The 16,123-nt window shown below is 73.1% G+C and carries 20 protein-coding genes; 10 read left to right on the top strand and 10 right to left on the bottom strand.

Annotated features, from left to right (window positions below):
- Positions 1-18: 18 nt before the first annotated feature.
- Entirely contained in the window at positions 19-903 is an 885-nt protein-coding gene (locus ABZ860_RS30835) for a sigma-70 family RNA polymerase sigma factor (RefSeq protein ID WP_357226676.1), read from the top strand.
- Positions 904-988: 85 nt separating this feature from the next.
- On the opposite strand, the gene ABZ860_RS30830 is transcribed toward ABZ860_RS30835, so the two are convergent.
- On the bottom strand, positions 989-2,137 hold the full coding sequence (locus ABZ860_RS30830) for an epoxide hydrolase family protein (RefSeq protein ID WP_357226673.1): 1,149 nt from the start codon (positions 2,135-2,137) through the stop codon (positions 989-991).
- Between the two features lie 32 nt (positions 2,138-2,169).
- Between ABZ860_RS30830 and ABZ860_RS30825 the strand changes: the two genes are divergently transcribed.
- Positions 2,170-2,307, top strand: a complete 138-nt coding sequence (locus tag ABZ860_RS30825) for a hypothetical protein (RefSeq protein ID WP_357226670.1) — start codon at positions 2,170-2,172, stop codon at positions 2,305-2,307.
- A gap of 110 nt (positions 2,308-2,417) precedes the next feature.
- Here ABZ860_RS30825 and ABZ860_RS30820 read toward each other — a convergent pair whose 3' ends face one another.
- Together ABZ860_RS30820 and ABZ860_RS30815 are read right to left on the bottom strand one after the other, a co-directional pair.
- On the bottom strand, positions 2,418-3,506 hold the full coding sequence (locus ABZ860_RS30820) for a radical SAM protein (RefSeq protein WP_357226668.1): 1,089 nt from the start codon (positions 3,504-3,506) through the stop codon (positions 2,418-2,420).
- A gap of 99 nt (positions 3,507-3,605) precedes the next feature.
- Positions 3,606-4,739: a helix-turn-helix domain-containing protein gene (locus ABZ860_RS30815; protein ID WP_357226666.1), complete on the bottom strand. Its 1,134-nt coding sequence runs from the start codon at positions 4,737-4,739 to the stop codon at positions 3,606-3,608.
- A gap of 103 nt (positions 4,740-4,842) precedes the next feature.
- On the opposite strand from ABZ860_RS30815, the gene ABZ860_RS30810 reads away from it, so the two are divergent.
- Positions 4,843-6,048, top strand: a complete 1,206-nt coding sequence (locus ABZ860_RS30810) for a cytochrome P450 (RefSeq protein ID WP_357226664.1) — start codon at positions 4,843-4,845, stop codon at positions 6,046-6,048.
- Positions 6,049-6,085: 37 nt separating this feature from the next.
- Here the strand turns inward: ABZ860_RS30810 and ABZ860_RS30805 are convergent, their stop codons facing one another.
- Entirely contained in the window at positions 6,086-6,991 is a 906-nt protein-coding gene (locus ABZ860_RS30805; RefSeq protein WP_357226661.1) for an MBL fold metallo-hydrolase, read from the bottom strand.
- Between the two features lie 110 nt (positions 6,992-7,101).
- On the opposite strand from ABZ860_RS30805, the gene ABZ860_RS30800 reads away from it, so the two are divergent.
- Both ABZ860_RS30800 and ABZ860_RS30795 read left to right on the top strand, forming a co-directional pair.
- Positions 7,102-7,527, top strand: coding sequence for a MarR family transcriptional regulator (locus tag ABZ860_RS30800; protein WP_357226658.1), 426 nt, complete (start codon positions 7,102-7,104; stop codon positions 7,525-7,527).
- A gap of 273 nt (positions 7,528-7,800) precedes the next feature.
- Complete coding sequence (locus tag ABZ860_RS30795) at positions 7,801-8,316, top strand: DinB family protein (RefSeq protein ID WP_357226656.1); 516 nt, start codon at positions 7,801-7,803, stop codon at positions 8,314-8,316.
- A gap of 108 nt (positions 8,317-8,424) precedes the next feature.
- Here the strand turns inward: ABZ860_RS30795 and ABZ860_RS30790 are convergent, their stop codons facing one another.
- Both ABZ860_RS30790 and ABZ860_RS30785 read right to left on the bottom strand, forming a co-directional pair.
- Positions 8,425-8,988: a carboxymuconolactone decarboxylase family protein gene (locus tag ABZ860_RS30790; RefSeq protein ID WP_357226653.1), complete on the bottom strand. Its 564-nt coding sequence runs from the start codon at positions 8,986-8,988 to the stop codon at positions 8,425-8,427.
- The gene (locus tag ABZ860_RS30785) at positions 8,988-9,587 is read right to left on the bottom strand and encodes a helix-turn-helix domain-containing protein (RefSeq protein ID WP_357226651.1); all 600 of its coding nucleotides are present in this window, start codon (positions 9,585-9,587) and stop codon (positions 8,988-8,990) included. The genes ABZ860_RS30790 and ABZ860_RS30785 overlap by 1 nt, the downstream gene beginning before the upstream one ends.
- A 274-nt stretch (positions 9,588-9,861) precedes the next feature.
- Here ABZ860_RS30785 and ABZ860_RS30780 point away from each other — a divergent pair, with 274 nt between their 5' ends.
- The 4 genes from ABZ860_RS30780 to ABZ860_RS30765 all read left to right on the top strand — a co-directional run bounded on the left by ABZ860_RS30780 (position 9,862) and on the right by ABZ860_RS30765 (position 11,754).
- Positions 9,862-10,185: a multidrug efflux SMR transporter gene (locus tag ABZ860_RS30780; protein WP_357226649.1), complete on the top strand. Its 324-nt coding sequence runs from the start codon at positions 9,862-9,864 to the stop codon at positions 10,183-10,185.
- A gap of 107 nt (positions 10,186-10,292) precedes the next feature.
- Positions 10,293-10,961, top strand: coding sequence for a TetR family transcriptional regulator (locus ABZ860_RS30775; protein WP_357226647.1), 669 nt, complete (start codon positions 10,293-10,295; stop codon positions 10,959-10,961).
- Positions 10,958-11,275 (top strand): DUF952 domain-containing protein, encoded by a 318-nt coding sequence (locus ABZ860_RS30770; protein ID WP_357226644.1) that lies wholly within the window; start codon positions 10,958-10,960, stop codon positions 11,273-11,275. The genes ABZ860_RS30775 and ABZ860_RS30770 overlap by 4 nt, the downstream gene beginning before the upstream one ends.
- 80 nt (positions 11,276-11,355) lie before the next feature.
- Positions 11,356-11,754: a VOC family protein gene (locus tag ABZ860_RS30765; protein WP_357226642.1), complete on the top strand. Its 399-nt coding sequence runs from the start codon at positions 11,356-11,358 to the stop codon at positions 11,752-11,754.
- A gap of 39 nt (positions 11,755-11,793) precedes the next feature.
- Here ABZ860_RS30765 and ABZ860_RS30760 read toward each other — a convergent pair whose 3' ends face one another.
- A complete protein-coding gene (locus tag ABZ860_RS30760; protein WP_357226641.1) occupies positions 11,794-12,501 on the bottom strand; it encodes a helix-turn-helix transcriptional regulator in 708 nt (235 codons plus the stop codon).
- Positions 12,502-12,529: 28 nt separating this feature from the next.
- A complete protein-coding gene (locus tag ABZ860_RS30755; RefSeq protein ID WP_357226639.1) occupies positions 12,530-13,528 on the bottom strand; it encodes an NAD(P)-dependent oxidoreductase in 999 nt (332 codons plus the stop codon).
- Between the two features lie 82 nt (positions 13,529-13,610).
- Here ABZ860_RS30755 and ABZ860_RS30750 point away from each other — a divergent pair, with 82 nt between their 5' ends.
- Positions 13,611-14,060: a MarR family transcriptional regulator gene (locus tag ABZ860_RS30750; RefSeq protein WP_357226637.1), complete on the top strand. Its 450-nt coding sequence runs from the start codon at positions 13,611-13,613 to the stop codon at positions 14,058-14,060.
- A 39-nt stretch (positions 14,061-14,099) separates the two neighbouring features.
- On the opposite strand, the gene ABZ860_RS30745 is transcribed toward ABZ860_RS30750, so the two are convergent.
- Both ABZ860_RS30745 and ABZ860_RS30740 read right to left on the bottom strand, forming a co-directional pair.
- A complete protein-coding gene (locus ABZ860_RS30745) occupies positions 14,100-14,762 on the bottom strand; it encodes a response regulator transcription factor (protein ID WP_357226634.1) in 663 nt (220 codons plus the stop codon).
- Positions 14,759-15,874 carry a sensor histidine kinase gene (locus ABZ860_RS30740; protein ID WP_357226631.1) on the bottom strand — a complete coding sequence of 372 codons (1,116 nt, stop codon included), beginning with the start codon at positions 15,872-15,874 and terminating at the stop codon, positions 14,759-14,761. Before ABZ860_RS30740 ends, ABZ860_RS30745 begins: the two co-directional genes overlap by 4 nt.
- Positions 15,875-16,123 lie beyond the last annotated feature (249 nt).

Raw genomic sequence — 16,123 nt, 5'->3', positions numbered from 1 at the left:
CCGAGGAAGGTAACAACCATGTCCGACACCAGCCCGGCGAACCCGATGGCCGAGGCGTTCGAAGCCCAGCGCGACCGGCTGCGCGCGGTCGCCTACCGCATGCTCGGATCGCACGCCGACGCCGAGGACGTGGTCCAGGAGGCCTGGCTGCGGCTGTCCCGCCAGGACACCGCGGCCATCCACAACTTCGCCGGCTGGCTGACCACGGTGGTCGGCCGGATCAGCCTCGACGTCCTGCGGTCGCGCCAGGCCCGCCCCGAGGCGTCCTACGACGACCGGCTGCCGGAGCTCGTCGTGACGGTCGACGACGGCCCCGCGCCCGAGGACGACGTGGCGCTCGCCGACTCGGTCGGGCTCGCGCTCCTCGTCGTCCTGGAATCGCTCGGGCCGAGCGAGCGGCTGGCGTTCGTGCTGCACGACCTGTTCGCGGTCTCGTTCGACGAGATCGGGAAGATCCTCGGCAAGTCCACCGCCGCCGCCAAGATGCTCGCCAGCCGTGCCCGAAGGAAGGTGCAGGCGGCCGAGCGCCCGGCGGCCGCCGGACGGGAGCAGCGCGAGGTGATCCAAGCCTTCCTGTCGGCGGCGCGCGGCGGCGACTTCGAGGGGTTGCTGCGCGTGCTCGACCCCGAGGTGAAGCTGACCGCCGACACCCCCGGCGGCGTGGTCGTCGTCCTCGGCGCCACCGAGGTCGCCACCGGCGCGCAACGCCGTCTGGTCGCCGGAGGGGCTGTGCGAGGCCGGGCGGTGCTCGTCAACGGCCTGCCCGGGATGGTGACGTGGCGCGAGGACGGCACCCCGCTCTCGCTTATGGCGTTCACCGTCGTCGACGGCCGGATCGCCGGCATCGCGGTCGTGGCCGACCCGGCCAAGCTCGCGGCGATGGACCTGCCGGAGCCGGAGTGAGTTGCGGCCGAGACCGGCTCCGCACGTGGTCCGCGGGCCCAGGGCTGCGCCGCGCCCGTCTCCGGCCGCCCTCGGCCGTACACGCCTACCGGGCTTTCAGATTCCGGAAGAAGTCCCGGATGTCGGCGACCAGGAGATCTGGGGCCTGCAGCGAGGCGAAGTGCCCGCCGCGGGGGAACCGCGACCAGTGGACGACGGTGTTCGACAGCTCCGCCAGCCCGCGGATCGCCCGGTCGCCGAGGAAGTTCGCCACCCCCGTCGGCACCGGCGAGGGCGGGGGGCGGCGGCCCCACGCCTCCGATCCGGTCTCCAGGTACAGCCGGGCGGCCGATCCCGCCGTTCCGGTCAGCCAGAAGATCGTGACATTGGTCAAGACGGTGTCGCGGTCGACGGGGGTCCGCTCGGTCCGGGTCGGATCCCAGTCCACGAACCACTCCAGGTTCCACGCCAGCTGACCGGCCGGGGAGTCGTTGAGCGCGTACGCCAGGGTCTGCGGCCGGGTGGACATCTGGGTGGCGTAGCCGGAATGGGCCTGCCACCACGACTGGTTGCGCCTGACCTGGTCGCGCTCGTCGTCGGAGAGCTCGTCCAGCTCGCCGGGGCCGATCGGTGTCGAGGCGGTGGCCAGCGCGTTGACATGGACGCCGATCACGCGCTCCGGCGCGATCCGGCCGAGCTCGGGGGAGACGATGCTGCCGAAGTCGCCCCCCTGAGCGCCGAAACGCTCATATCCCAGGCGGTGCATGAGCTCGGCCCAGGCCCGCGCGACGCGGCCGGCCCCCCAGCCGGTCTCGCGGGTCGGGCCGGAGAACGCGAAGCCCGGCACCGAGGGCGCGACGACATGGAAGGCGTCCGCCGGGTCCCCGCCGTGCGCCCGCGGGTCGGTCAGCGGCCCGAGGACGTCCAGGAAGTCGTACACGGTGCTCGGCCAGCCGTGCGTGATGATCAGCGGGGTGGCGTCGGGCTCGGGGGAGCGTACGTGCAGGAAATGGATGTTCTGGCCGTCGATCTCGGTGGTGAACTGCGGGACCGCGTTGAGGCGGGCCTCGTGCTCGCGCCAGTCGTAGCCGGTGCGCCAGTGTTCGACCAGCTCCATGAGGTAGTCCTTGTTCACCCCGTAGGACCAGCCGACGCCGGGAAGCTCGTCGGGCCAGCGGGTGCGGGCCAGACGGCCCGCCAGGTCGTCGAGATCGGCCTGCGGGATGTCGATGCGAAACGGTCGTGGTGTGCTCACGGCAGTCAGCCTCCCGTCTATTCAGGACAGTTGTGGGCCTCTATGTCCGTCACGATGGAGGCATCCTCGGGCAGCAGCCGCCGGCCATGCTGGAGATGTTCCGGGTGCTGAACGGTCGCATCACCGAACTGTGGGGTCTGTCCTTTCCGCAGCGCCCGGCACCGTCGTGAGCTGTCCGGCCCGCTTCGCCGGCCTGGCCGTGCAGCGGTGACAGGACTTCCGCCGCGACGGCCCCGATCCGACTTCGGCCGGACTTCGGCAGGACTCGGCGGGACTTCGGTCAGACAAGGGCGAGCTGGCGGGTGGGGGAGCGGCGCCGCCGCCACCGCCGGGCGTCCCTGCCGATGCCGTAGGTCTCGGCGAGGACGCGCACCTGCTCGGCGATCCGCCGCCGGTAGCCGTCCTCGGCGACCTGGCCCCTGCCGTACAGCGCCTGGTAGCGCGGCACGAGTCCGGGGTGCTCCCGCTCCAGCCATCCCATGTACCACTCCCGCGCGCCGGGGGGCAGGCGCAGCACGACGGGCGTCACGCTGACCGCGCCCGCCTCGGCCGCCCGCCGTACGGTCGCCATGAGGTGATCGGTGGAGTCGGTGATGAGCGGCAGGATCGGCGCCATCAGCACCCCGCAGGGAATGCCGGTCTCGTTCAGCGTCGCGCAGATCTCCAGACGGCGCTGCGGTGTCGCGGCCCCCGGCTCCACGGCGCGCCGCAGGCGGTCGTCGACGAAGCCGACCGACACCAGGGCGCCGACCTGGGTCACCTTCGCCGCGTCGCGTAACAGGTCCAGATCGCGGAGAACGAGGGGGCTCTTGGTGAGCACGGTGAACGGGTTGGCCGCGTCGGCGAGGGCCCGGATGACGCCGGGCATGAGGCGGTAGATCTCCTCGGCCGGCTGGTAGCAGTCGCCGGTGAGGCCCAGCGCGACCGGCTCGCCGCTCCAGCGGGGGGAGTCCAGCTCGCGGCGCAGGCGGCGGGCCAGGTCGGTCTTCACGACGATCTTCGTGGAGAAGTCGCGGCCCGGGTCCAGCCCGAGGTAGCGGTGGCCGCGCCGGGCGGTGCAGTAGCCGCAGCCCGACTCGCAGCCGCGGTAGGGGCTCGCGCCCCACGCGAAGGGCAGCTCGGCGGCCTCGGGCACCCGCTCGAGCGCCGCGCGGGCCGGCACCTCGTAGCAGGTGATGCCGTCGAAGACGCGAGTGACGGCCTGCCGTTCGATGCGCGGGCGGGCGGGCCCCTCACCGACGAGCGACTGCTGCACGGACTCCTGTCCAGACTGTGGCACAGGCTGCCCGGGCTCCCGCACCGTCTGCTGCTGCTCGCGCGGCGGCGCAGGGGGCTGGTCCCCCACGCGGGAAGTGGCGTCGAGACGCATGAGGTTCAGTAGAACACGCATTCGACCGCCGCGCCAAGTGTCCACGCCCGAACGCGCCCGCCCGTGTAGGGCCTTCTGGAGGTCGTCACGGTGTGGGGGTCAGGGCTCGGCGGAGGCGGCGGCGTGACAGGCTCCGTATCCGTCGGCGCGCGCGACCACACGCCCCGACCGCACCAGGACGGCCGCCTCGGTCCCGTCGCTCACGGCGGTCACGCCGGCCGCCGCCGCCACGGCCCCCTCGTCGTCGTGCACCACGCGCAGGCGCGGCCAGGACGGCGCGGGCACCGCCTGCCGCAGGCAGGCGCGCAGGTCGGCGAGGGTCAGCCGGGCGAGCGGCCCCAGCTCGCCGGGATCGCCGGTGACCAGGACCGCGGTGACCTCGCCGCCGGGCGGCGTGGCCCGCACCGCCTCCTCCACGGCCTCCAGACGGTGGAGCCCGAGAACGGCCACCACGCCGTCACGGGTGAGCGGGACCGGTTCGCCCCGCACCGCGTCCACCGCGAGCGGCGGCGACCAGGGCTCGTCGGCGGGCCGGGCGCGGGGGACGAAGGGCAGGTGAGGAGGGTCCCACCGGTCGCCGAGATCGAGGTCCGCCAGCGCGGCGCACGCGGTGACGATGTCGAACGGCTCGGCGAACCCGGGCGCCGCGTCGGCCATCTGGCTCGCGCCGTGCAGGGTGGTCAGGGCCGTCTCCGCCACCCGCACCCGGCGCCGCCCGGAGGCGGGCCCGTCGAGTCGTTCCAGCGCGAGACCGAGCACGATCGCGTTCAGCTTCATGAGCTGCGCGAACGGCTGGCGGACCCGCTGGTCGGCGAGCACCTCCGGCATCAGGTCCATGCCGAGCCTGCCCGGACCGTCGGTGGCCAGCGGCAGCCGGGAGACCCAGGCGCGGGCGAAGGCCGCGAGCGCCTCCCGGGCCGTGGCCACGCCGGATGTCCCCGCATCGGATGCGTCGGCTGTCCCGGGGTCGGGCGTCTCCTCTGACGCTGTGGAGGCCCGCAACGCCCCGTCCGGCCCGGCCTCCCGCTCGGCCAGGCCGGCCAGCACCGAGAAGTACAGGGCCCGTTTGCCCGGGAAGTTGGAGTAGACCGCGCCGCGGGTGAGTCCGGCCCGATCGGCGATCGCGTCCACCTTGGCGTCGCGGAACCCCCGCTCGGCGAACTCGTCGCGGGCGGCGGCCAGCACCCTGGCCCGGTTGCGTGCCTGAAGCTCGGCCCTGGTGAGGCGTCCCATCCGTCTCCTCGTCCGCGTACGCCCGCTTGCCGTACGGGCGGACCCAAGATACCGTCACCACTCAGATGATATGAGCATCTGGACACAACATGTGGAGTTGCCCGTGATCACCCTGCCCGAGGTCGACCTCACCGACCCCGAGGTCCTGCGCGACCCCTTCACCGCCTATGGACGGGTCCGCGAACGCGCGCCGCTCGCCCGGCTGCTGGTCCCCGGCCTCGGCCCGATATGGGCGTTGACCAGGCACGACGGGGCACGGGCGATGCTCGGTGACGCCCGTTTCGAGATCAACGCCGACAGCTTCATGCGCCCGCAGGTCCCCGACGACTGCCTGCCGTACATGCGGACCATGAGCGAGATGAACGGCCCTGAGCACGCGCGGCTGCGCAAACTGGCCGCCCCGGCCTTCACCCCTCGGCGTGCCGCCGAGTTCCGGCCCCGGATCGAGGCCATCGTCGACGCCCTGCTCGACGACCTGCCCGCTCAGGCGGACGGCGGGCGGGTCGACCTGCTGCGGCACTTCGCCCGGCCGCTGCCGATGGACGTCATCTGCGCGCTGGTCGGCATCCCCGAGGAGGACCGCCCGCGCTGGCGCGAATGGGGCGCCACCGTCGCCGCCGGGGCGGGTCAGGACTTCGCGCGGGCCATCCCGGGCATCATGGCGGGCGCCAGGGACGCCGTCGCCGCCCGCCGCGCGCGGTCCGGGGAGGAGGAGGACGGCCCGGGGGACGTGCTGGGCGACCTCGTGCGCGTCCAGGCCGAGGACGGGGACCGGCTGAGCGACGTCGAGATCGTCACCATGGTCTGGCATCTGGTCATCGCCGGGCAGACGCCGACCAACCTCATCGCCAACGCCGTGGCCGCCCTGCTGTCCCACCCGGCCCAGCTCGCCGCCGTACGGTCCGATCCCGCGCTGATGCCGGGGGCCGTCGAGGAGCTCATCCGCTGGTGCGGTCCCACACTGCTGGCGATCCCGCGCCACGCCCGCCGGGACGTCGAACTGTACGGCGCGACCGTGCCCGAGGGAGCAAAGGTCACCGCCCTGGTCGCCGCGGCCAACCGCGACCCGCGCGTGTTCGACGATCCCGACCGGCTGGACGTCACCCGGGTGCCCGGCGCCGGCCACCTGGGGTTCGCTCACGGCCCGCACTTCTGCCTCGGCGCGTCCCTCGCCCGCGTGCAGACCCAGGTCGCGCTCACCGCGCTGCTGCGCCGCTTCCCCGGCATGGCCATGGCCGCCCCGCCCGACGAGCTGCGCGCCCCCGACCCCGGCACCTGGCGGCTGGCCGCGCTGCCGGTGACCCTCTGAGGCACGGCCTACGGCTCGCGCTCGCTCTGCGGCCGGGTCAGGCGACGGGGACCCAGGTGAACCGGCCGTCGGAGCGGCGCTCGGCACGCCCGAAGACCACGTCGGCGAAGTGACCGCCGTAGCCGACGGTGTCCGGGCGGCTCAGCTCCTCGACCAGGCGGCGGCGGTGCTCGGCGGAGTCGCCGGGGTCGTGGTCGATGCCGCAGGACCATTCGGGGTGGGTCACCTGGACGGGGGAGTGCAGTGCGTCGCCGAACGCGATGAGCCGCCGGTCGCCGCCGGTGATGGTGTAGGTGGTGTGGCCGACGGTATGCCCGGCCGCGAAGGAGGCCCGGACGCCGGGGAAGATCTCCTCGCCGTCCGCCGCCGGGTGAACGCGGGAGGCGAAGGCGGCCAGGCGTTCCTCGGGCGCCCCGCCCTCGGCGGCGAGGTCGCGCCGCTCCCACTCGGGCGCCGCGACGAAGTGGGCGGCATGCGCGAAGGGCGGGGTGCCGGCGCCGGGCGCGGCGCTCCAGGCCCAGCCGAGGTGGTCGGGGTGCAGGTGGGTGATGGCGACGGCCTCGATCTGGTGCGGCTCGCGGCCCAGCCGCCGCAGGCTGTCCAGCAGCAGGCCGCCGTACAGCTCGCCCAGGAGCGGGTTGGCCGGGTCGTCGGGCTGGGACTCGGGCCCGAATCCGGTGTCGATGAGCAGCGCGCGCTCACCGCGCTCCACCAGCAGCGCGCCGATGCCCGCGACCAGGAAACCGCCCTCGTCGAGGTGGTCGGGATTGGCCGCCCAGTCGGCGGGGGTGGCGGCGGGCAGCCACCCGCGCGGCTTGAGCCGTACCACCCCGTCGGGGACATAGCTGATCGTCAGCTCGCCCAGGCGGAGCGTGCGGATGCGCGGCGCGCTGCTCAGCCGCGCCGGGTCGAAAACGGCGGTCGTGGTCGTGGTCGTGGTCATGGACCTCTGCCTTGCGCTCGGGTGGATCGCCGCCGGACGGCGACGCGAAGCAAAAGCTACAACTAGAACGATTCTAATTGCAATCATTTGAGTTGCAGTAGACTGCTGCCGTGACCACCGAGCACGAGACCCGAGCCCAGACCGACCGGGAGCTGTGCGGGCTGATCAACGGTCTCGCCAAGCAGATCGAGGCCCACCTGCGGACCCGCGCGTCCGCCCTCGGCCTGACCGCCTCACAGGGTGCCGCGCTGCGCGAGCTGACCCGCCCCATGACCCTGCGCGAACTCGCCGAACGGATGAGCTGCGAGCCCTCCAACGCCACCTTCGTCGCCGACCGGCTCGAAGAGCAGGGCTACCTCGAACGCCACCCGCACCCGGGCAACCGCCGCGCCAAGCAACTCGTCCTCACCCCCGAGGGCGCCGAGCTCCGCGAACGTCTCCTCGGCATGCTGTCCGAGGATTCCCCGCTGGCCCCCCTGGCCTCCGAAGAGCAGGACGCCCTGCGGCGCCTGCTCGCCCGCGCCGTCATTCGCTAAGCCTCCACTCGGGTCGGCAGCATCACGGGCAAATTAGCCACCGCTCCTACAACCCCACCCCGGTCGCCCGGCTGCGGGGCGAGTGCACGTTCCAGGTGAGCAACCACCGGTGGCACGGCAAGACCTTTGGCCAGCAGCAGCGGGCACGGAAACAGGCCGCCGAGGACCTCGTCGCAATGCCGGCGCCTGGCTATAACGGTCGAATGCCTGGGCGATATCGGAACGGCCGAAAATAGCGCGCGATCCCAGGATCACGAAGTAGCATCGCCCCTCATGAGCATTTCCCGCGAACGTCCGCCCCTCGCCGCCGACGAACGCACCCAGCTCGTCGGCTGGCTCGACATGCAGCGCGCGATCGTCCAGTGGAAGTGCGAAGGGCTGTCGGAGGAGGACGCCTACCGGCCGGTGCTGCCCACCTCACCGCTCATGACCGTGGCGGGCCTGGTATCGCACCTGCGCTGGACCGAGCATGGCTGGTTCGAGGTGCTCTTCCTGGGCCGCTCCGCCGACGGCAACCCGCAGTTCGACGAGAGCGTGGAGAACGCCGACATGCGGATCGAGGGCGTCCCGCTGGCGCAGCTTCTCGACGAGTACGAGCGCCAGTGCCGGATCTCGAACGAGATCGTCGCCGCCCACCCGCTCGACGACGTGGGCAAGCACCCCGACTACCGCTCGGCCGCGGGGAGCCTGCGCTGGATGCTGCTCCACATGATCGAGGAGACCGCCAGGCACGCCGGTCACCTCGACACCATCAGAGAACTGATCGACGGCGAGAAGGGTTACTACTGACCGCCCGCCGGAGCAGTCGCGTTGGCGTCGGGCCTACCGAGGCTGAGCCGGAGGCGCCCCGGCGTCGCCCGGGTGCACCGGACGACGCCGGGATCCGACCGGCGCGGATCACACTGCCGCCTGTTCCCGGGTCCACTCCTGGCCGGCCCAGGCCGGATCCAGCGGCGTGCAGGCGATGTGGTTGGTGTAGTTCGACAGTGTCTTCATGCCGACACCGAGCACGATGTCCAGCACCTGACGACGGGTGTGCCCGGCGGCCAGGAACGCCTCGATCTCGGCCTCGTCCACCCAGCCGCGCTGCATCACCATCGCACGGGTCAGGCGACGCACCGCTTCCAGCGCCTCGTCGTCCAGCGGCCGGTCCGCACGCAGGGCCTCGACCACCTCGGCCGGCACCCGGGCGCGCAGCGCCAGGGTGGAGTGCGCGGCCACGCAGTACTCACAGCCGTTGGCCACGCTGGCCGTGATCAGCACCACCTGCTTGGCCGCCGCCGGCAGCGACGACTTGCCGAACTGCTCGGCCAGCGCGTTGTAGCCGGCCAGCAGTTCCGGCGACTCGGCCATCACCCCGTTCAGCGTGGTCACGAACCCCATCCGCTTCTTGGCCGCCTCCAGCATCGGCCGGGCCCCCTCGGGCGCGTCACTTTCGTCGTAGGTGCGAAAGCCGCTCATCATCTCTCCTCGCTAGTGGCGAAACCATCAAGAACGGCGCGCACGCCGGCCAGCAGGACGCCCGCCTCGGCGCCGGCCCGCGAGCGCAGATTGACCGCATAGGCCTGCAGGGTCAGCGCTTCGGCCGCCGCCCCCGGATCCAGACCAGCCCGGAGCTGGCCCTTCGTACGCGCGGCCTCCAGCGCGGCGCGCATCGCCGCCCGCAGCGCATCGTGGTGGCGCTCCAGAATCTCCCGGATCTCCGGCAGACCGGCGTTCGCCGTGACGTGGGTGTTGGTGACCAGGCAGCCCCAGCGAGCGTGTACGCCTGAACACCGCGCCGCCACCAGCCGCTCGAAGAACGCGGCGATGGCCGGCAGGCCGCGACCGTCGGCGGCCAAGGCCTCGAACACCGGCCGCGACTGCCGCTCCAGGTAGCGGCCCAGCGCGGCGGCCTGCAGTTGCGCCTTGCCGCCGAAGGTCGCATACAGGCTGGAGCGGCTGACCCCCGTCGCCTGGACGACGTCGGCGATGCCGGTGACCTCGGCCCCGCGCTGCCAGAACAAGGCCACCACCTGATCCAACGTCACCTCGGGATCGAAGTGCTTGACGTCGGGCATCTCGCCACCCCTTATCTTGGAACGATTATTCCAAGATAAGCAACGGAGACGCTCCAGCGCAACCTCACGCGGGCTCTTTCGGAGCCGCCGGCTCGAAGAACTTCAGCGTCGACGCGAAGCCGCGTCGCATGGCCGGGATGAACCGGCCCCGCTCGCGCCTGTAACACACGATCGGTCAACAAGGCTGGAGCGCCTGGTCGGCCCGCCCATGGCTTTGCGAAGCCACGCCGCGTAAAATTGGGACAAGCGTATGGTTTTTTATCGGAAGGTTCCCATGGCCTGGCTCCTGCTCGTCGGCGCGATCGCCTCGGAGGTCCTGGCCACCTCCGCGCTCAAACTCAGCGACGGCCTGACCCGCTGGGGCTGGACCATCGTGGTCGCCACCGGATACATCGCCTCGTTCCTCCTGCTGGCCTGGGCGCTCAAGCTCCGCATGCCCGTCGGCATCGCGTACGCCGTGTGGGCGGGCACCGGGACCGCCGCGATCGCGCTGATCGGCGCGCTGTTCCTCGGCGAGCACATGAACCTCGTCAAGGCCGCGGGCATCGCCCTGATCATCGCCGGGGTTGCCGTGCTCAACCTCTCCGGCGCGCACTGACCGATCGACACCCGTCGTTTGACCCCGCGGCGCGCGCCCGCTATGGGTGATCCGGACGGCTCCCGGCTCGACGGCGGAGCCTCGACGATCCAGGGGAGGATCACGGCGTGCCCGATCAGGACCGGCCCGTACCCGTCCCGGCGGCGGCTCCCGCACGCGGCGTCGCCGTGCGGGCCGTCTCATCCCAGCCGCGGCGGCCGCAGGAGCGCGCCGTACGCCGCAGGGAGGCGCTGCTGGACGCCGCCGTCGACCTGCTCGGCGACGGCGGCTTCGCCGCCGTGACGCACCGCGCCGTCGCCCGCCGGGCCGGTCTCCCCCTGGCCGCGACCTCCTACTACTTCACCAGCCGCGACCAGCTGCTGGCCGAGGCGTTCGCCCTGCTGGTCGAGCGCGAACTCGCCCGCATGCGGGCGACGGTGGACCAGCTCGCGGGCCGTACGCCCCTCGCGGTCGCCGAGACGCTCACCGGCGTGTACGCCTCCGACCGGCTGCGCCAGCTCGGCCTGTGGGAGCTGTACCTGCAGGCGGGCCGCGACCCGGCGCTGCAGGCCATCGCCCGCGCCTGGACCGACGGCTGCGACGACATCGTCGCCGCGGTGCTGGAGGGCGCCGGCTACCCCTGCGGGCCCGGGGAGGTCCGCTTCGTCGCCGGTCTGCTGTCGGGACTGTGGGTGGAAGAGGTCGTCGAGACCCGCCCCGACGGCAGGCAGCGGGCCCGGGAGGCGGTGGCCCGGGCGCTGGCCGCGCTCGGACCGCCCGCTAGGGTCGGCCCATGATCTTCCATCTCGCGCTGGCCGCCGACTGGGACGCGGCCGTCACGGCGGGCGAGTACCGCGTCTCGACCCTCGGCCGGACCCTGGAGGAGGAGGGTTACATCCACGCCTCCGCGAACCCGGCCCAGGCGCGCGGCGTCGCGGGCCGCTACTACGGTCACGTCACCGAGCCCCTGGTGCTGCTGGAGATCGACGAGGACCGGCTCGGCTGCCCGGTCAGGCTGGAGGTGCCCGAGGGGGCGGACGAGGCGTTCCCCCACATCTACGGGCCGATCCCGGTGACCGCCGTCACGGCCGTCACGCCCTTCTCCCGCTGAGAGCCCCGCGTCGAATGTCCGGCGCTGGGTGTCCGATTCGTTCAAGACGGCGGACCCGCCCGCCTCCTACCGTGGCTGTCATGGCACCGACGTTCGATCTCATCGGCCTGGTCGTGACCGACATGGCCGCATCCCTGTCCTTCTACCGCCGGCTCGGGCTGGACATCCCGCTCTCCGCCGACACCGAGCCCCACGTCGAGGTGACCCTTCCCGGCGGGCTGCGCCTGGCCTGGGACACCACCGCGACCGTTCGTTCGTTCGACCCCTCCTGGTCGCCCGCGAGCGGCGGGCCGCGCATGGGGCTCGCCTTCCGCTGCGACGCCCCCGAGGAGGTCGACCGCCTGTACGAGGACCTGGTCAAGGCCGGATACGAGGGACACCTGCCGCCGTGGGACGCGTTCTGGGGGCAGCGCTACGCGGTCGTGCACGACCCTGACGGCAACGGCGTGGACCTGTTCGCCGCCCTGCCCGCCGGCTGACGGGCCCAGGCCGCCGGGCCGGCAGGTCCGGTTCGGCGGTCAGCGGGTCAGCGCGCCGAGGGTCACGCCGGTCAGCGACCTCACCTCACGAGACAGGTGGGCCTGGTCGGCGTACCCCGCCACGGCGGCCACCGTGGCCGGCGGCGTGCCCCCGCGGGCCAGGTCCACCGCCCGGTTCATCCGCAGGATGCGGCCGAGCGTCCGCGGCCCGTACCCGAACGCGTCCAGGCACCAGCGGTGCAGCCGCCGCTCGCCGATGCCCGCCTCGGCGGCGATCCGCGCGACCGGCAGGCCCGCGCGCACGCCCCTGACGACCGCGCCGACGAGAGCGGTGTCGACGGGGCGGGGCGCCGTGCCCAGCCGGCGCGCCGCCTCCTCCTCCAGCACCGCGCCGAGACGAGGGCCCGCGCCGGCGGTCTCGCCCGCCCGCTCGGTCAGCCGCCGCGCCTCGGCGGCCGGCCACAGGTCGGCCAGCGGCACCCGCCGGTCGCGCAGCTCGTGTGCCGGGACCCCGAACACCACCGGGCCGGTGCCCGGGCCGAAGCGCAACCCGACGTAGCGGGCGCCGGGCCGGTCGGTCACGACGTGCGCGGCGGTGTCCGGCCCCGCCACCAGCAGCGCGCCGTCCACCCAGATCACGTCCATGCACCCGTCCGGCAGCACGCGCCGTTCGGCGGTCGCGGAGCCGGGGGCGGTGCTCCACCACAGCACCGCGTCCGGCACACGCGACACCCTCTCCCGGTACATGCCCGGCATTATCCCGTGCCCGCGGCGATCAGCGGGGGTTGCCCGCCCGCAGCCAGCCGACGTAGTCGGCCACGGCCCGGTCGAGCTCGTACGCGGGGGCGTAGCCGGTGTCCTCCCGCAGCCGGGTGATGTCGAGACAGGCGTCCACGGCGGGCGCTGCGGGGGAGCGCCCGGGAAGCAGCGCGGGCGCCGACCCCGGCACGACCCTGCCGATGGCGGCGGCGACCTCCTGGTTGGCGACGGCCCGGCCGCCGCCGACGTTGTAGGTGCGGTGGCGCAGCGTCGTGGTCGTCTGCAGGAGCGCGAGGGCCCGCCCGCAGTCGCGCGCGTAGCACATGTCGATGGCGTCCCCCGCGTAGGAGGGCGTCCCCTCGTCTGTCCTGCCGGCCTCGGCGGCGGCAGGAGAAGTGCCCGCGTCACCGTCCGCCGCCGCGTCGCGCACGGCGGCATGGACGAGCCGGGGAGCGGCGAAGAACGGCGAGGACGGCCTGCCCAACGGGCCCCAGATCGCCCCGATCCGGGCGGCGACCACGTCCAGCCCGGATGACGCGGCGACGTCGGCGACGACTTCTGCGATCTTCTTGCTGGCCGGGATCGGATGCGGGCTCGCGAGCGGCAACGGCGCGTCCTCGCGGAGAGCCGGGCCCGCGACCCCCGCGTACAGGCCGATCGTGCTCGCGACGACGACGCGGCCGACGCCCCACTCCCGTGCGGCGCGCAGTACGGTGAACAGCCCGGCCGCGTTCGCCGACAGCTCGTCCAACGGCTCCGAGGCGCCCATCCTCGCCGCGGCCAGGTGCACGATGCCGGTGACGCGGTGACGCCTGCCGACCGCCAGGACGCTGCCGAGGTCGGTGCAGTCCACCTGCTCCACCACGGCCCGCCCGTCCCGGGCCTCCCGCTCGTCCACAAGGGCCGGCGGCGGTCCGGCCGCCCGCTGACCGAGCACGCAGTGTTCGCCGAGGTCGAGCAGGGCCCGCACGGTGTGCGCGCCGATGAAGCCGCGGCCGCCCGTCACGAGGATCATGGATCCCTCCAATTCGATAGCACGCTAACGATCAGCGTAACGGTGAGATCGCTAGCAGGCAAACGAATCGTAGGATGGCCAGGTGACCGAAGTGCTGAGGCTGCTCACGCGGGCGCAGAAGCTGTTACGCGCGGCGGCGGACGAGGCCATGAGCCGCCACGGCGTGCGCGTGGGACAGAACCTCGTGCTGGAGGTCTTGTGGGAGACCGACGGGCTGACGCCGGGGGAGCTGGCGGCCCGCCTGCAGGTCACCACCCCGACCGTCGTCAACACCGCCACCCGGATGGAGGCGGCCGGGCTGCTGGTGCGGCGCCGTGACCCGGCGGACGGCAGGCTCGTCCGGCTGCACCTGACCCCCAAGGCCCGCGCCGCGGAGCAACCCATCGCCGAGGCCAGGCGCCTGCTGGCCGAACACGCCACCGCGACCCTCACCGACGAAGAGCGGCGCCACCTGCACAGCGCGCTGACGAAGATCATCGAGCGGATGACCGAATCCGCACCGCCCCCGGGCCCTGGTGGGGATGGGGACTGAGGGACACCCGCGTCCAGACCCCGCCGTGAGCGGGTGCCGTCAGCGTGGCAGCGTGACGAGCCCCATCTCATAGGCGGTGATCACGAGCTGGACGCGGTCCCGGGCGCCCAGTTTGGTGAGCAGCCGTGACACATGCGACTTGGCGGTGGCCACCGTGATGAAGAGGTCCTCCGCGATCTCGGTGTTCGACCGGCCGCGTCCGATCAGGGTCAGCACCTCCCGTTCGCGCTCGGTGATGCCCTCGATCGGTCGTGGGGAGCGCTCCGGGGCGGCCCCGGGGCGCGCGACGAAGTCCGCGATCAGACGGCGCGTCACACCCGGCGCGAGCAGGGCGTCGCCGGCGGCGACCACGCGGATCGCCGCCAGGATGTCGTCCAGCGCCATGTCCTTGACCACGAAGCCGCTCGCGCCGGCCCGCAGCGCGCCGTACACGTGCTCGTCCTCGTCGAAGGTGGTCAGGACGAGGACGCGGGTCGCCGTCGGGCCGGCCGTGATCCGGCGGGTGGCCTCGATCCCGTCCATGCCGGGCATCCTGATGTCCATCACCACGACGTCGGGGCCGAGGTCGCCGACGAGCCGGACCGCTTCGGAGCCCGTGGCGGCCTCACCGACGACTTCCAGGTCGGGGTGGTCGGCGATGAGCACGCGCAATCCGGACCGCACCAGCGGCTGGTCGTCGGCGAGCAGGATCCGGACGGTCATCGGGCCTCCACCGCGACTGCGGTGGGTTCGGGCAGCGGCAGCCGGGCTGCCACCCGGAAGCCGCCCTCGGGGCGCGGCCCGGCGCTGAGGTGGCCGTCGAGCAGGCCGACCCGCTCCCGCATGCCGACGATGCCGAAGCCCTGGTGCGAGTCGTTCCAGGTGGCCCCGCACCCGTCGTCGACGACCTCCACCGACAGCTCCTCATCCCCGAATTCGATGCCCACCCGGCAATGGCCGGTGCCCGCGTGGCGGACGACGTTGGTCAGCGCCTCCTGCACGATGCGGTAGGCGGCCAGATCGATGTCGGCCGGCAACGGACGCTGCTCACCACTGCGGCGCACGTCGACGCGTACCCCCGCGTCCGCGGTCGCCGCCGCCAGTTGCTCGATGTTCGCCAGGCCCGGCGAGGGGGCGAGCGGCGCCGAGCCGAACGCGCCCCCGTCGGCCTGACGGAGCGCCACAAGCGTGCGCCGAAGGCTCGACAAGGTCTGTCTGCTGGTGGCCTCGATGGTGCGCAGCGCCTCACCGGCCTCCGCCGGCTGCGTCGCGATGACCCGGCTCCCCACACCGGCCTGGATGGCGATGATGCCGATGCTGTGCGCGACCATGTCGTGCAGCTCCCGTGCGATCCGCAGCCGTTCCGCGGTCACGGCCTCGGCCACCTCCTGCGAACGCAGCGCCACCGCGTGCTCGCGGCGCTCGCGAATCAGCAGACCGGCCATGCATGACGCGGCCATCGCCAGGAGGGCGATCACCCCGTTGACGGTCAGGTCGTTCCCCTGCGAAAAGCCGCCGATCACCAGGAGTTGCACGGTGAAGGACACGGCCACGGCGACGATCGCAGCCCGGCGCGCGCACGTGGCGACGACGAAGCCCAGGACGAGGTCCACCGCCAGATACGACAGGAACCGGCCCTGATACGCCGCTGCCAGGCTCTCGGTGACAGGGCTCGCAGCGCCCACCACCACGACGGTGGATCCGAACAAGGCCATCGCCAGAGCCGGCAGCGGCATCCGCCGCACCACACCGACGAGCAGGCCCACGGCAAGCAGGCAACCGGCACCCTGGACCGTGCCCGGCGTCTGCGCCGTGCCCACCACCAGCAGGCCCACTATGAGGAGGTAGGAGACGCCCCCGGCCCAGGCCATGGCCTTCGTTCTCGTCAGCGGCGTTCTCGTCATCGCCGGTGTGCCCTTCGGGGAACAAGGCCGCGGTAGGCGACACGCACAGGCAACGGGGTGGCCGTCACGGGGTTCATGCCGCGAGACTAACCGGCCGCCACCCACGCGGCATCGGCCCGGGGACGTACGCCCACAGGCCAACCCGGCCCGCAGCGGCATCGCCGACTCACCCAATGGGAG

The organism is Microbispora sp. NPDC046973, from assembly GCF_040644495.1.
In the GTDB taxonomy this organism is placed as follows: domain Bacteria; phylum Actinomycetota; class Actinomycetes; order Streptosporangiales; family Streptosporangiaceae; genus Microbispora.
This window is presented reverse-complemented; position numbering and strand designations above follow the sequence as displayed.